General features: G+C 72.0%; 15 protein-coding genes. 3 read left to right on the top strand and 12 right to left on the bottom strand.

What is annotated here, in order from left to right:
- Positions 1–121: 121 nt before the first annotated feature.
- From AB0L00_RS09210 to AB0L00_RS09185, 6 genes are all read right to left on the bottom strand, one after another.
- Complete coding sequence (locus AB0L00_RS09210; RefSeq protein ID WP_364430560.1) at positions 122–358, bottom strand: hypothetical protein; 237 nt, start codon at positions 356–358, stop codon at positions 122–124.
- A gap of 78 nt (positions 359–436) precedes the next feature.
- Entirely contained in the window at positions 437–1,600 is a 1,164-nt protein-coding gene (gene plsX, locus AB0L00_RS09205) for a phosphate acyltransferase PlsX (protein WP_364430557.1), read from the bottom strand.
- Positions 1,597–1,959: a hypothetical protein gene (locus AB0L00_RS09200; protein ID WP_345354981.1), complete on the bottom strand. Its 363-nt coding sequence runs from the start codon at positions 1,957–1,959 to the stop codon at positions 1,597–1,599. The genes plsX and AB0L00_RS09200 overlap by 4 nt, the downstream gene beginning before the upstream one ends.
- On the bottom strand, positions 1,956–2,804 hold the full coding sequence (locus AB0L00_RS09195) for an alpha/beta hydrolase (RefSeq protein WP_364430554.1): 849 nt from the start codon (positions 2,802–2,804) through the stop codon (positions 1,956–1,958). The genes AB0L00_RS09200 and AB0L00_RS09195 overlap by 4 nt, the downstream gene beginning before the upstream one ends.
- Positions 2,801–3,559 (bottom strand): DUF998 domain-containing protein, encoded by a 759-nt coding sequence (locus tag AB0L00_RS09190; protein WP_364430551.1) that lies wholly within the window; start codon positions 3,557–3,559, stop codon positions 2,801–2,803. The genes AB0L00_RS09195 and AB0L00_RS09190 overlap by 4 nt, the downstream gene beginning before the upstream one ends.
- Positions 3,560–3,638: 79 nt before the next feature.
- Positions 3,639–4,781, bottom strand: a complete 1,143-nt coding sequence (locus tag AB0L00_RS09185; RefSeq protein ID WP_364430548.1) for a hypothetical protein — start codon at positions 4,779–4,781, stop codon at positions 3,639–3,641.
- A 396-nt stretch (positions 4,782–5,177) separates the two neighbouring features.
- Here AB0L00_RS09185 and AB0L00_RS09180 point away from each other — a divergent pair, with 396 nt between their 5' ends.
- A complete protein-coding gene (locus AB0L00_RS09180) occupies positions 5,178–6,554 on the top strand; it encodes a lysine 2,3-aminomutase (RefSeq protein ID WP_364430545.1) in 1,377 nt (458 codons plus the stop codon).
- 90 nt (positions 6,555–6,644) lie between these two features.
- Here the strand turns inward: AB0L00_RS09180 and AB0L00_RS09175 are convergent, their stop codons facing one another.
- A complete protein-coding gene (locus tag AB0L00_RS09175; protein WP_364430542.1) occupies positions 6,645–7,025 on the bottom strand; it encodes a VOC family protein in 381 nt (126 codons plus the stop codon).
- Positions 7,026–7,090: 65 nt separating this feature from the next.
- Positions 7,091–7,624 carry a YbhB/YbcL family Raf kinase inhibitor-like protein gene (locus AB0L00_RS09170; protein WP_345354966.1) on the bottom strand — a complete coding sequence of 178 codons (534 nt, stop codon included), beginning with the start codon at positions 7,622–7,624 and terminating at the stop codon, positions 7,091–7,093.
- Positions 7,625–7,944: 320 nt separating this feature from the next.
- Between AB0L00_RS09170 and AB0L00_RS09165 the strand changes: the two genes are divergently transcribed.
- On the top strand, positions 7,945–8,298 hold the full coding sequence (locus tag AB0L00_RS09165) for a hypothetical protein (protein ID WP_364430539.1): 354 nt from the start codon (positions 7,945–7,947) through the stop codon (positions 8,296–8,298).
- Between the two features lie 60 nt (positions 8,299–8,358).
- On the opposite strand, the gene AB0L00_RS09160 is transcribed toward AB0L00_RS09165, so the two are convergent.
- The 3 genes from AB0L00_RS09160 to AB0L00_RS09150 are packed head-to-tail and all read right to left on the bottom strand — an operon-like array spanning position 8,359 to position 11,134.
- The gene (locus AB0L00_RS09160) at positions 8,359–9,201 is read right to left on the bottom strand and encodes an ABC transporter permease subunit (protein WP_364430536.1); all 843 of its coding nucleotides are present in this window, start codon (positions 9,199–9,201) and stop codon (positions 8,359–8,361) included.
- On the bottom strand, positions 9,198–10,106 hold the full coding sequence (locus AB0L00_RS09155; protein WP_364431602.1) for a sugar ABC transporter permease: 909 nt from the start codon (positions 10,104–10,106) through the stop codon (positions 9,198–9,200). Before AB0L00_RS09155 ends, AB0L00_RS09160 begins: the two co-directional genes overlap by 4 nt.
- A 5-nt stretch (positions 10,107–10,111) precedes the next feature.
- On the bottom strand, positions 10,112–11,134 hold the full coding sequence (locus AB0L00_RS09150; RefSeq protein ID WP_364430533.1) for an ABC transporter ATP-binding protein: 1,023 nt from the start codon (positions 11,132–11,134) through the stop codon (positions 10,112–10,114).
- Positions 11,135–11,525: 391 nt separating this feature from the next.
- Here AB0L00_RS09150 and AB0L00_RS09145 point away from each other — a divergent pair, with 391 nt between their 5' ends.
- Entirely contained in the window at positions 11,526–12,755 is a 1,230-nt protein-coding gene (locus tag AB0L00_RS09145) for a phospholipase D-like domain-containing protein (RefSeq protein WP_364430530.1), read from the top strand.
- 64 nt (positions 12,756–12,819) lie between these two features.
- Here the strand turns inward: AB0L00_RS09145 and AB0L00_RS09140 are convergent, their stop codons facing one another.
- Positions 12,820–13,617 carry an ABC transporter ATP-binding protein gene (locus AB0L00_RS09140; protein WP_345355935.1) on the bottom strand — a complete coding sequence of 266 codons (798 nt, stop codon included), beginning with the start codon at positions 13,615–13,617 and terminating at the stop codon, positions 12,820–12,822.
- Positions 13,618–13,633: the final 16 nt, after the last annotated feature.

Genomic DNA, 13,633 nt, shown 5'->3' with positions numbered 1-13,633 from the left:
CTAGACCTTGAACCGCGCTGGCGGGGAGAGCGGAAGGCGAATCCCTAATACGTATATTGTCTCCAGTGAGGCGTAAGATACTCGGCGAAGAACTGCATGACCGCCATGGGGTCGACGTGAATTACCGACGTTCGTGATCGCGGACGGCGGAGAGTTCTGCTGCGATGTTGACCCCGTCTGGTTCGCCCAGAGGCATCTGGAGGACGCCGCGGCGCATCTCCGCCGCGCGTTCCTTCCGCATGGCGGCTTCCAGTACCGCCATCCGGATCGCGGCCGAGCGTGAGGTGCCGTCCCTGGTGAGGATTTCGAGTGCATGCTCGATCTCCGCGTCTGTACAGATGGTGATCGTGTCTGCCACGGAACGAATGTAAGACAGCAGGCCTTGGAACCGATCTGTTTCGGAGCGATTATCACGCGACGCCGGGTACAGGGCGGGTCAGGGGTCGGGGTGGTCGAGGGGTGCTCCGGGGTCCGGGTCGGGGTGGGGGCGGCGGGAGAAGCGGTTCTGGCGGGTGGCGGCGAGGCCCTCGCCGATCTGTTCGACGATCCGGCCGGCGGCCAGGTCGCGGGCGAGGACGCAGGCCGCGGCGATCCCGGGCGCGCGGGAGGCGCCGTGGGCGATGACCACGGTGCCGTTCAGGCCGAGGAGGACGCCGCCGCCGTGCGTCTCCGGGTCCAGGCGGTCCCGCAGCCGGCGCAACTCGCGGCGCTGCAGCAGCGTGCCGACGCGGGCGAGCAGGCCGGAGCCGATCGCCGCGCGCATCTCCGTCACCGCGAGCCGTACGGCCCCTTCGACGGTCTTGAGCGCGACGTTGCCGGTGAACCCGTCCGTGACGACCACGTCGACCGCGCCGGCCATCAGGTCGCCGCCCTCGATGTTGCCGACGAAGTCGACGCCCGGCAGGTCCCCGGACAGCAGCTCGTGGGCGCGGCGGGTCAGCTTGTTGCCCTTGCCGGCCTCCTCGCCGATCGTCAGCAGCCCGACCCGTGGTGCGGGCACGCCGAGCCGGATGCGGGCGTACGCGGTGCCGAGCGTGGCGAACTGGACGAGCATCTCGGGCTTGGCGTCGGCGGTCGCGCCGGCGTCGAGGAGCACCGTCGGGCGCGGGCGCGTGGGCAGGACCACGGCGAGCGCCGGCCGCATGACCCCGGGCTGCCCGCGCAGGCGCAGGCGGGAGGTCGCCACCACGCCGCCGGTCGACCCGGCCGACACCAGCGCGGCGGCGTGCCCGCGTCGGATCAGGTGGCAGGCGACCGCCACGGACGAACGCGGCCGCCGCCACCCGGCCAGCGCGCCCGCGTCCATGGCGAGGGCGTCCTCGGCGTGCGCGATCGGGACCTCGCCCAGCGCGTCGTGCTCGCGGAGCAGGTCCCGGACGCGGCGGGCGTGGCCGACCAGGACGACGCGGACGCCGTGCTCGCGGACCGCGGCCACGGCGCCGGCCACCACCTGCTCGGGTGCATCGTCGCCGCCCATCGCGTCCACCGCGACCCGCGGGCCCCCGGCCGTCTCGCCGGGCCGGTCGGCCCGCGCCTCCAGGCGGCCCTCGCCTGGCGCGTTCGGCCGCTTCCCGGCGCGCCCCTCGACCGGTCCCGTCATTGCGGGTCCTGGCAGCCCTGGCCGAGGCAGGGTCTGCGTACGACCTCGCGGCCGCTCACCGTGATCACGTACTCCTGACGGGGATGAGGGGAGTTCGCCTGGTAGGCAACGGCGTTCACCCGGACCGGCTCGCCGCGGCGGGTCCGGCCGACGCACTGCACCCGGACGACCGACAGCGTGTCGGCCGACAGCGTACGGCAGCGCATCCCCGGGCGGACCGTGTACCCGAGGCCGCGCAGCTCGTCGGCTGCGCCGCGGGCCGTCGCGTTGCGCAGCGAGCTCTCCGCGACCTTGCGGACGGGGTTCTCGCACCTCCCCACCATGAGCAGCGGGATCAGGGCGAGGATGACGGCCTTCACAGGTCCCGGACCGCCTCTGCCACGGCCTCGGGCCGGTCGATCTGAACGAGATGCCCGACATCGGGCAGGACGACCTGCCGGCCGCGCGGGCTGAGCGCCGCGAGGTCGGCGTGCGCGCGTCGCCACGCGTCCCGGCCGCCCCGCATGTCGCCCAGGGCGGTGATCACCCGCAGCGGGATGTCGGGGAACTCCCGGTGGCACCGCAGCGTGAGCAGGTCCGCGGCCATCTGGCGGTAGACGGAGTCCTCGGCGAGGAGGGTGCCCAGGACGTGCCCGCGCGTGCACACCGCCTGGACGTACTCCGGGGGCGCGACGTTCCCGCGCGTGGTCAGCAGCCGCATCGCCAGGCCGTACGCGGCGGGGCCCGCCAGCCGGGCGACGCCGGTCGCGCCGGCGACCGTGCCGGCGAGGCGCGCGAGGGGCTCGAGGCGGGTGAGCGGACGGGAGTACTTCGGCGGGCGCGGCTCCGCGCTGGGGTCGACCAGCACCATGCCGCCGACCAGCTCCGGGTGGAGCCGGGCGAACGCCTCGGCGTGGAACCCGGCGAACGAGTGCGCGACCAGGACGACCGGCGCCCCCGCCCACCGGGCCAGCTCGGCCAGCCGGTCGGCCTCCGCGCGGAGGGTCGCGGCGCGCCGTACGGGCGGGCTGCCGCCGAGGCCGGGCCGGTCGAAGGCGATCGCGCGGTACGCGTCGCGCAGGAGGGCGACGACCGGGATCCAGTCGAACCAGGCGCCGCCGAGCCCCGCGCTGAGCAGCAGGGGAGGCTTCCCCGTACCCTCCGCGACGACGTGCAGGTGGTCTCCGCCGACGGTCATGAGATCGCCGGGCAGGCGGTCGTTCACGGGCTGGCGGCCTTCTCCCGTACGGCGCTCCGATCGTCGGGCGGCCCGACCGGGCGGAGGGCGGTCCATGCGGCGCGGGCGCGCCGCCGGCCGGTGTACAGCTCGACGGCGATGACGAACAGCCACACGGAGATCACCGTCACCTGCACGCGCTCCATGACGCCCAGCATCAGGCCGAAGTACATCAGCGGCAGCGTGCCCAGCGCGGTGCCCGTCTCCACGACCATGACGGGCCAGCTCCAGCGGGCGAGCACCGGCCAGCGGCCGTACCGGCGGGCGGCGATGGTCAGGGCGATGAGGCTGACGATGCCGCTGGTGACGACGAGCGTGCTCGTCACCGAGTGGAACTCGTGGGCGAACGACACGGTCCCGGCCCGCTCGCGCAGCGCGCAGGTCGGGTCGGAGTTCGGCGCGCAGTCCATGGCGAACAGGGAGTCGCCGATCGAGAAGACGCCGAACAGCAGCAGGGCCGCCCAGCCGACGAGCGCCCAGCCGCGGGGCCGCAGCCGGCGCAGTACGACGGCCGCGACCACGATCGACAAGGTGCCCGCGAGGAAGTCACAGCCGGAGAAGAACCCGTGGTACGGCTGGTCGGTGGCGGACAGCTCGCTGACGTACCCGTTGACCGCGTCCAGCTTCGGATCGATCAGGAACTGCAGGACCCAGGAGCTGTAGACGACGCCTGCGACGGCGGCGAGGACCGGCAGGAACGCCGGAATCATCGCCGCCTCACGTGCAGGTCTCGCCGAAGTCACAGCTTCCAATCTAGGCGTCCCGAGCGGGTCCCTGGGACTACCCAACGGCGGTGGACTTAAGCCGCAGAGCTGCAGGTTCTTACGATCCTTGCAAGATTCTGGAGAAGACTCCGGGGTCCTCGTCGAGCCCGCTGCACGTGTCGTTCTGCGCGGTGGTGTCCGCGGTGCACGGCGTGTCCCGGGTGATCGACCACATCGACAGGCGGCCCAGGTGACGGGCGGTGGCCCACGTACGGATCTGCCGGGCGTCGGCGGGCTGCACCCCGGTGCCGGTGCCCGTCACCCCGATGACGGGCGCGACGCCCATCCGCCGCCACACCGTGTCGGCGTCCTGGTGGTACAGCCGCTCGAGCTGGCCGTGGGCGGCGGTCGCGGAGGCGATCACGGTCGATCCGGCCCCGCCGGTGGGAACGAGGTCCACGATCGAGACGTCGACGCCGGCCGTCATCGCCGACCGCAGCGCGGCGAGCGCGTCGTCGGCGAGACCGGAGCGGCGCAGCGGAACGGTGAACGACACCCGCAGCCCGGGCCGGTCGTGCTGCAGCCGGGCCAGCGCCTCGGCGCGGCGGCCCGCCGCCGCGCCGTCGGCCAGCGCCTTGTCGGTGAGGTAGAAGTCGATCCGCTCGGCCTTGGTGGTGGTCAGCACGGAGCGGTACGCCGTGGTGAGCGCGTCGGTGTCGGCGCAGCCGCCGGCGAGCTCGGTGGCGTGCGGGCCGCCGAAGGACACGATGGTCTCTCCGGGGACCTTCTTGAGCTGCTTGCGGACGACCGCGTCGTCGAGCGGCGTCAGGCCGCCCCAGGTCGGCGTGCATCCCTGGCCGGCCGCGACGAACCCGAGGGTGTAGTCCCGTACGCCCGTCCGCGCCGAGGCCTTGGCGAAGTCCAGCGGAGGCCAGCTCAGCACGTCGGCGTACGGCGCGAAGGGGACGTCGGCGGCCGGAGCGGCCGAGGCGGTCGGATCCGGAGCCGCCCTGGTCGGGGAGGCGGTGGGCGCCGGGCGGGCGGTGGCCGGGCGCGAACGCGAGCCGGGCACCTCCGTGATCGCCGCACCGGGCCGGGAGGCGGCGCGCGAACGGGCCGACGGGACCGCGTGCTGGTCCAGGTCGGTCGTCGCGGCGAGTACGGCGGCGCCGCCGGTGCAGGGAATGAGCAGGCCGGCCGAGAGCAGCGCGATCCTGCGGCTCAGCCGGGGTGCCGCGCGGCGCTTACGGTGTCTGCCCACGACCTCTCCTCGTGGGGCGGCAGGGACACCGCTGACCACGGTGGCCTCTGTCGCTGCTGGGATTCGTCACCCGCAGTATGGCGTAGCCCTCCGACAAGATCACTAACTGGGGTCGCGTGTCGGGCCTGACACTTCCGCGCCTGTTCGAACGTTGATCATTTAGGGGGACCCACGCCTGCGCATCGGTAAGCCTCTCTGCGGGTATCAAATTCGTAAGAAACGGGGCTCAACAGGTTCAATGGGGGTGGGGAGCGTGGCATGCCGCGACGCGATGGCGTCGCGGTCCGACTGTGAAGGAGGAGATCTCCACGGCGAGTCGCCTGCGGCGGGGCCTTCGGCCCGGTCCGCGCGGCTCTGCTTGCGCGTTTCCCGTCGACTCGGAGGAGTAACGTCAACGTGACCTTGGTCAATGACGCGGTGCCGGCCGCGGTGAACACCACCGGCCGCAGGTTCCGCGCCTTCACGGCGAAGCATCTGGACGAGCTCACCGCTCGCGCCGGACTGACCACCGAGCAACGCCTGGCAATCCAGGCGGTCGCCACGGTCCTGCCGTTCCGCACCAACAGCTACGTCGTCGATGAACTGATCGACTGGTCCGCCGCCCCGGACGACCCCATCTACCGGCTCGTCTTCCCGCAGGAGGACATGCTCCCCGCGGAGGACGTCGCCCGCATCTCCGACCTGCTGCGTCGGGGAGTGCCCCGCGCCGAGGTGAACGCCGCCGCCCACGAGGTCCGGCTGAAACTCAACCCGCACCCGGCGGGACAGTTGCAGCTCAACGTCCCGACCCTCCACGAGGAACCGATGCCCGGGGTGCAGCACAAGTACCCCGAGACCGTGCTGTTCTTCCCCAAGCAGGGCCAGACCTGTCACGCCTACTGCACCTACTGCTTCCGGTGGGCGCAGTTCGTCGGCGAGCCCGACCTGAAGATGGCGGGCGACGATGTCGACCGGCTCAAGCGCTACCTGCGGGCGCACCCGGAGGTCACGAGCGTCCTGTTCACGGGCGGCGACCCGATGATCATGGGCGAGCCCGTCCTGCGGCGCTACATCGAGCCGCTGCTGGAACTCGAGCAGCTCGAGTCCATCCGGATCGGCAGCAAGGCCCTGGCCTACTGGCCGCAGCGCTGGGTCACCGACCCCGACGCGGACGACACGCTTCGCCTGTTCGAGAAGGTCGTCAACTCGGGCAAGAACCTCGCGTTCATGGCCCACTTCACCCACCCGCGCGAGCTCGAACCGCACCTGGTGTCCGAGGCGACCAGGCGCATCCGCTCCACCGGCGCGGTGATCCGTACCCAGGCCCCGCTCATCCGCACGATCAACGACGCGCCGCTGACCTGGGAGACCATGTGGCGGCGACAGTTGCGGATGGGCATGATCCCGTACTACATGTTCGTGGAACGTGACACCGGCCCACAGGACTACTTCGCCGTGCCGCTCGCCCGCGCCTACGAGGTCTTCCGGGACGCGTACAAGAACACCTCCGGGCTCTGCCGCACCGTTCGCGGTCCGTCCATGTCCGCCACCCCCGGCAAGGTCTGCGTCGACGGCGTCGTCGAGATCGGCGGGGAGAAGCTGTTCATGCTGCACTTCATCCAGTGCCGCGACCCGGAGTTCGTCAACCGGCCGTTCTTCGCCAAGTACGACCCGGAGGCCGTGTGGCTGACGGATCTGCGGCCGGCCTTCGGCGACCGGTTCCCGTTCGAGGGGCACGTCCCGGGTGGAGACGTGACGGCGCACGACGTCGTCGCGGCGGGCCCGTCCCTCTGACCGACCGGCTCGCATGACCCTCTCGGCGACCTGGCGCCGATGACCGTGGGGCCGTACCTCTGGTGCGGCCCCACGAACGGCCACCCGTGCTCAGTACGCCGAGACCTCGATGAGGTTGCCGTCCGGGTCGCGGAAGTACACCGAGGTGATCGGCCCCTGCGCGCCGGTACGTCCGACGGGTCCCTCCTCGATCGGCACACCGCAATCCTCGAGGTGGCGCACCACGGCGTCGATCGGCGTACCGGTGATCAGGCAGAGGTCCGCCGAGCCCGGCGTCGGGCGGGCGGCCTTCGGCTCGAACTCCGCTCCCCGCCGGTGCAGGTTGATCTTGTGCGGCCCGAAGTTCAGCGCTCTGCGGCCGTCGCCGAAGGTGACCGGCTCCATCCCGAGGACGCGGGTGTAGAACCCGACGGTCCGTTCGACGTCCTCAACGGTCAGAACCAGATGGTCCAGGCGCACCAGTTCGATCACGGGCCGAGTGTAAGCCGCCGGGGCGGCCGGCGGGCGCGCCGGCCGCCCCGGCGGGTGCGGAGCCGTCAGCTCTCGTACTCGGGGACGATCTGCGCGCGGCCCAGGGTGTGCCCGGTGATGTTGAAGCCGACGACGGCGGGCGACGCGTCCTCGGGGACGCCGAGGTTCTCGACGTCCAGCGCGTGCACGGTGAAGGCGTAGCGGTGCGGCGCTCCCGGAGGTGGAGCGGCCCCGCCGAACTCCTTGGTCCCGTAGTCGTTACGGGCGTGCTCGGCGCCCTCGGGGAGCCCCTTGAAGTCACCGCCGCCCGCACCGGCCGGCAGCTCGGTCACGGACGCGGGGATGTCGTACAGGACCCAGTGCCAGAAGCCGCTTCCGGTGGGGGCGTCCGGGTCGTAGCAGGTGACGGCGAAGCTCTTGGTCTCCGCGGGGGCGCCCTCCCAGCGCAGGTGCGGGGAGCGGTTCTCGCCGTTGAACCCCCAGTCGTTGAACACGTGCGCGTTGGACAACCGCTCGCCGTGCGCGACGTCGTCGCTGGTCACGGTGAAGGACGGGACCTCGGGCAGGAATTCGTGCGGCAGCGGTGGCCGGCCTGCCATGGCAACCTCCTCGGTCGGTTCGACGGATACGTCTAAGTCCTATCAGCCGTGCCCACTTCGGCCGCGGTGATCCTCCCCGTACGAGACGGCGACCGGAGCCGCCCCGGCCGCCGGGCCGGGGGCTATCGCCATTTGTCGCGGATTCCGGCTGATTCGGAGTTCAATTTGCGGCATGTGGCCCTGTGCCATCCGCCGAGATGTAGATAGTCCGCAAAGGCCACATGGAATTCGTGGCGACGCCGCGATCATGGGTATTCACCTTTCGTGTGGCGATGCGGGGCGGCTTCTCACGCTGCCCGTCCTATTCGAAGGGAGAGCGTATGAACCTCAAGGCGATCGTCTTGGCCGGCGCGGTGCTGACGGCCGTGCTCGGCGCGGCCGCAGCGCCCGCATACGCCGTGAATCCGCAGCCGAACACCGGTCAGTCGGATTCGGGTGGCGCTCCGAATGTGAAGAACGGCGACGACTCGGGCTCCGGGATCGGCGCCGTTCGGCCGGCGAAAGGCGTCGAAGGGCCGACGGAGTCGGCTCCGGCCAAGCCCGAGTCCGCTTCCGGCGCTGACAATTCCAGCCTGAACCAGGTTCGTCAGAATCGTTCGAAGATAAGCGCCGATTTCAACCCGTTCTCCGGGCGCCACACCAAGCTCCCCGACCCTGACATCTGGGGAGCCTGAGCCGATCGTGAATCGGGGGCGCATCTCCGGCGTGCCGCCGCTGCGCCCCCGATTCGGCGGTTACGTCCGGCCGGCGACGGCCGCCGACGCCGCGATGACCCTTTCCAGTACGAGGCCGGTCGCCGCGGCGAGGGGGATGGAGACCGCCGCGACGCCCAACTGCAGAGACCGCCACAGGGACGCCGTTCCGTGGTCGAGCCGGGCGGGGATGCCGGCGGTCACGGTGGAGTGCGTCCCGGCCAGCGCCCGCGCGTACACGAAGTCCCCGGCCGCCAGCGTGAACGCCAGGACCGCGACGGCGGCGATCGCGGGCCGCAGCAGTGGCACGACGACCCGCAGGAACGCCGCGAGATGGCTGTGCCCGTCCACGAGCGCCTGTTCCTCGAGGTCCAGGGGGACGGCCCGCAGGAAGCCGCCGAACAGCAGCACCGCCACCGGGACGGTGGCCACCGGCTCGACGAGCACGAGCGTCCACAGGGAGCCGCCGAGCCCGAGCGTGTTCGCGGCCCACGACAGCGGCAGGGCGAGCAGTACGGACGGCACGAGGGCGAGGACGGCGACGATCCGGCCCACCGAGCCACCCCACCGCCTCCGGCTCAGCGCGTACGCGGCCGGCAGGGCGAGGAGCAGCGTGGCGACGGTGACGAGCGCGCCGACGACCAGCGTGTGCGCCACCCATGATCCGTACGAGGTCGTCCGCAGCAGGCGCACGCTCTCCTCGACCGGGACCTCCCGGGCGGCCGTCCACAGGCTCCACAGGAACGGCGCCGCGCAGAGCACCGAGGCCCCGGTCGCCAGCGCGTAGAGCACCGAACGCGCCAGGGCGTGGCGCACGGTCTGGCGCCGCCGCTGCCGGGCGAGTTCCCGCGCCGCCGTACGCGCGGCCAGCCCCCCGACGTTCATGCGGCCTCCGAATCCGCCCGCCGGTGGGCGAGCCGGAGCAGGCCGGCCATTCCGGCCAGCGGCAGCGGCAGGAGCAGGACGGCGAGCGCCGCGCCGCGTCCGAGGGCGCCGCCGTCGACACCCTGTGCGAAGGCGAGCACGGCGAGCGGCCGCGGCGGGCCGCCCGGGCCGGTCAGCACGGCGCCGATCACCGCGTCGGCGCCGGTGAGGACGGCGGTCAGCAGCGCGGCCACCGTGATCGACGGCAGCGCGAGCGGGAGCGTCACCTCGAGCGCCCGCCGTACCGCGCCCGCGCCGTCGACGCGCGCGGCGTCCCGTACGTCGCGGGGCACGGCGGCGAGCCCGGCCGTCAGCACCACGGCGGCCAGGGGCGTCAGCCGCCAGACGTGCACGGCGACGACCGCGCCCAGGGCCACGGCGGGCCGTCCGTGCCAGGACGCGACGCCGGCGGCCCGCAGCAGCGGGCCGGCCGGGGAGTGCGGGGAGTCCAGCAGCCACCGCCAGGAGGTCGCCGAGAGCGCGGCCGGCGTCACCCAGGGCAGCAGCACGAGCGGCCGGACCGCCCACCGGCCGCGGAAGCGGGCCGCCAGGACGTGGGCGAGGGCCCGCCCGCAGGCCAGCACGAGGACCGTGGTGACGCCGGTGATCAGCAGCGTGTCGCCGAGCGCCTGCCAGAACGCGCCGTCCCCCAGCAGCGAGCCGAAATGCCGGACGCCGGTGAACCGGTACGCGGGGGCCGCCGCCGTCACCCCGGACAGCGCCAGCGCGACCGCGAGTGCGACCGGCAGGAGGACCAGCGCCGTCAGGTAGACGACCGACGGCAGCAGGAACAGCCAGGTGAGCAGGCCCGCCCGGTCCGCGAGCGCGCCTCGGAGGCGGGCGCGCGGCGCGGTGTTCGCCGCCATCCGGCTCACCCGCCGATCCGTACGGGCGCCGTGCGGTTGCCGTACTCGGCGTCGAAGAAGCGCACACGGTCGCCCGGCACGGCGAACTCGTGGGCCTGCCCGGCGGCGAGCGGAGTGGTCACGGTGGCGGGCAGCCGTGCGATCACCCGTGTCTCGCGGCCGATCCGCGTCACCGAGCCGTACACGTGCCGATCGCCCGACAGGTGCTCGATCCGGTCGATGCGCAGCGGCATCGTGACGCGTCCCTCCGGCGGAACCTCCTCCGCGGGCAGCAGGTGCTCGGGGCGGAAGCCGATGAGCCGGTCGCCGCGCGGCACGAGGTTCATCGGGGGCGTGCCGATGAGGGTCGCGACGAAGGTGTCGACCGGCTCGTCGTACAGGTCCTGGGGCGTGCCGACCTGGCGGAGCCGCCCGGCGTCCAGGATCGCGACGCGGTCGCCGAGACCGGTCGCCTCGGCCTGGTCGTGCGTCACACAGATCATCGCGGTGCCGAGCCGCCGCTGCAGCGCCCGCAGTTCGTCGCGGGCGGCGGCGCGCAGGCGGGGGTCGACGCCCGAGAGCGGCTCGTCGAGCAGCAGCACGGCCGGTTCCCGGACCAGGGCGCGGGCCAGGGCCACCCGGCGGCGCTCGTCCGCGGACAGCCGGTCGGGGCGGCGGCCCAGCAGACCGGGGATGCCGAGCAGGTCGGCGGCCCACCGCGCCTTGCGCTCGCGCATCGCGCGCGGCACGCGCTCGGCCTTGAGCGGGAACTCGATGTTGCCGCGCACACTCTTGTGCGGATACAGGGCGTACGACGGGACCACGAGCCCTACCCGCCGGATCCTCGGCGGCAGGCCGTTCATCAGGTGGCCGCCGAGGTAGACCTCGCCCTGGGTCGGGGACTCCAGGCCGGCGATGGTGCGCAGGAGCGTGGTCTTGCCCGCGCCCGCCGCTCCGAGCAGGGCGAGGCACTCGCCCTGCTCGGTGGCCAGGTCCACGCCGTCCAGCGCGCGCACGTGCTTCTTACGGGGGCCTTCGTACACCTTCACCAGGCCCCGCGCCTCGAGGACCCTCACCGGTGGGCGGGCGCGAACGGAGTGACGGAAGGGACGGAACGGAGGAGACGGTGGGAGAGGAAGTCGTGTCGGGACAGCGGACGTCGATCCGGCATGGGACCTTCCCCGTGCAGAGGTTCCTCCCTCGAAAGTAGATCGATCTTGGCCGGGCTTCCAGCGGCAGTTGCCGCACAGGTCCGCATCCGTGGCTTTTCTTGGGTAACCCGTGTGTTCTGTGTGACCAAGGCGCTACAGTGCGTGATCTAGATCAGTCGAGCTCTGGGCGGCGTACGGGGTAGGCCGCTCGCCCAGGCCGTTCGCCCAGGCCGTTCGCCCAGGCCGTTCGCTCAGGCCGTTCGCTCAGAAAACGGGGAGAAGTCAGGACATGCGTGGACTTGCCATTGCCGCCGTCAGTGCGGTCGCCATCGCCAGTGCCTCCTCACCGGCCCGGTCGACGGCACCGGTGGCCGCGGCGGACACGGCGCGGGGCACCGCCGTGCCGGGAGCCCTCGGAGCCGACCCGGGGATCACCCCGACGGCCGCCCTGCGGCCCTCCGCGGTGTTCAACGTCCCCTCCGGATCGGCGGCGGAGCAGAACGCCATCGCCCACCACGTCAACCAGTTGACGGCCGACGCGCCCCGGGGCGCGGTGATCCGGATCGCGGTTTTCATGTTCACGTCGCAGGCGTTCGCCCGGACCCTGATCGACGCCAAGAGACGCGGCGCGCACGTCCAACTGGTCGTCGACGCGAGCACCCGCGACAACGACGCCTACCGCCGCGTCGAGCGGGCCCTGGGCACCAGCCGCAAGAAGTCGTCGTGGGTGGTGGCCTGCCACAAGGGCTGCGTCGGCGACACGATCATGCACAACAAGTTCTTCCTGTTCTCCCGCACCGGGCGGGCTCGGAACGTCGTCGTGCAGTCCTCGGCCAACCTGACCACGCGCAACCGCGTCAACGCCTGGAACAACGCCTTCACGATCAGCGACGCGCGGCTCTACGACGCGTACGTCCGCTACTTCGGCGCGCTGGCCGCCCGGCACCACGAGCGGGACCACTACCGGGTGACCCGCAGCGGGCGCGTCACCGCGTACACCTTCCCCCGCGCGGGCGACTCGGCCAAGACCGACACCCTGTACGCGCTGCTCGGACGCGTCGGCTGCGCGGGCGGCACCTCGGTGCGCGTCACGACCTTCAACCTCAGCCGTACGGACGTCGCCGAGCGGCTCTGGACGCTGTCCCACCAGGGCTGCGACGTCCGGGTCATCTACACGAACCTGAGCGACCGGGCCCGCGAGATCCTCGAACAGGACGGCGGGCCGGACCTACTGAGCAGCCACTACATGTACGACGACGAGGAGACCGGCGACGAGGTCGACGCCTTCGCCCACTCGAAGTACGTCCTGATCAACGGCACGTACGCCGGGCGGCTCCGCAAGGTCGTCATCACGGGGAGCCCGAACTACACCGAGCCGGCGCTGCGGCACAACGACGAAACGATGATCAGCATCGAGGGGGCCGACATCTACGGCGCCTACCAGGGCAACTTCACCCGGCTCTGGAATGCCGCCCAGTCACACTTCCAGCTGCGGGGCAGCGTGCCGGACCCCGGATGATCCGGCGAGAGCCCGCTTCGGAGGTCGCTTCCCCGGAACGTCCGACCTCCGAAGCGGGCTTCGATCACTTACCGGTGGCCTCGACGTAGGCGTCGACGACCGTGTCGGTGTCACCGTCCATGATGAGCCGGCCCTCGTCCACCCACAGCACCCGGTTGCACATCTCACGGATCGAGTCGAGCTGGTGGGCGACGAGGAAGACCGCACCGGCCTCCTTGCGCAGCTCGTCGATCTTGGCGGCGCTCTTGCGCCGGAACTTCGCGTCGCCGGTGGCCAGCGCCTCGTCGATCAGCAGCACGTCGTGGGACTTCGACGCGGCGATCGCGAACCGCAGCCGCGAGCCCATGCCGGAGGAGTACGCCCGCATCGGCAGCTGGATGAAGCCCTCCTTCAGTCCGGCGAACTTCACGATCTCGTCGTACTTCGCCTTGACCTCGTCCGGCGTCATGCCCATCGCCAGGCAGCCGAGCACGATGTTGCGCTCGCCGGTCAGGTCGTTCATCAGCGCGGCGTTGACGCCGAGCAGCGACGGCTGGCCTTCGGTGTAGACCCCGCCCTGCTGCGGCGGCAGCAGCCCGGCGATCGCCTTCAGCAGCGTGGACTTGCCCGAACCGTTGGTGCCGATGACGCCGATCGCGTCGCCCTTGTAGGCGACGAAGGACATCCCGCGGATCGCGTGGACCTCCTTCATCGACGGGCGGTTCTGCCGGCGCAGGATGCGCATGATGGCGTTGTTGGCGTTGCCCTTGCCGCCCGCGCCGTACACGCGGTAGATGATGTGCAGGTCGTCGACGATGACGATGGGCTCGCGGTTCTCGTCGATCACCACCGGGGGAGCCGACCCGTCGGGGGCTGCGGACACCTTGACCTTCTCCTTG

It is taken from the genome of Actinoallomurus sp. NPDC052308, from assembly GCF_040679195.1.
Classification (GTDB): Bacteria; Actinomycetota; Actinomycetes; order Streptosporangiales; family Streptosporangiaceae; genus Actinoallomurus; species Actinoallomurus liliacearum.
Note: the sequence above shows the minus strand (reverse complement) of the source record. Positions and strands in the feature narration are given on the sequence as shown.

What these genes read in the sequence shown, in the direction of transcription:
- plsX (WP_364430557.1), bottom strand. Translation starts at nt 1,600, where the DNA reads ATGACGGGACCGGTCGAGGGGCGCGCCGGGAAGCGGCCGAACGCGCCA.
- AB0L00_RS09170 (WP_345354966.1), bottom strand. Translation starts at nt 7,624, where the DNA reads ATGGCAGGCCGGCCACCGCTGCCGCACGAATTCCTGCCCGAGGTCCCG.
- AB0L00_RS09165 (WP_364430539.1), top strand. Translation starts at nt 7,945, where the DNA reads ATGAACCTCAAGGCGATCGTCTTGGCCGGCGCGGTGCTGACGGCCGTG.
- AB0L00_RS09160 (WP_364430536.1), bottom strand. Translation starts at nt 9,201, where the DNA reads ATGAACGTCGGGGGGCTGGCCGCGCGTACGGCGGCGCGGGAACTCGCC.
- AB0L00_RS09155 (WP_364431602.1), bottom strand. Translation starts at nt 10,106, where the DNA reads ATGGCGGCGAACACCGCGCCGCGCGCCCGCCTCCGAGGCGCGCTCGCG.
- AB0L00_RS09145 (WP_364430530.1), top strand. Translation starts at nt 11,526, where the DNA reads ATGCGTGGACTTGCCATTGCCGCCGTCAGTGCGGTCGCCATCGCCAGT.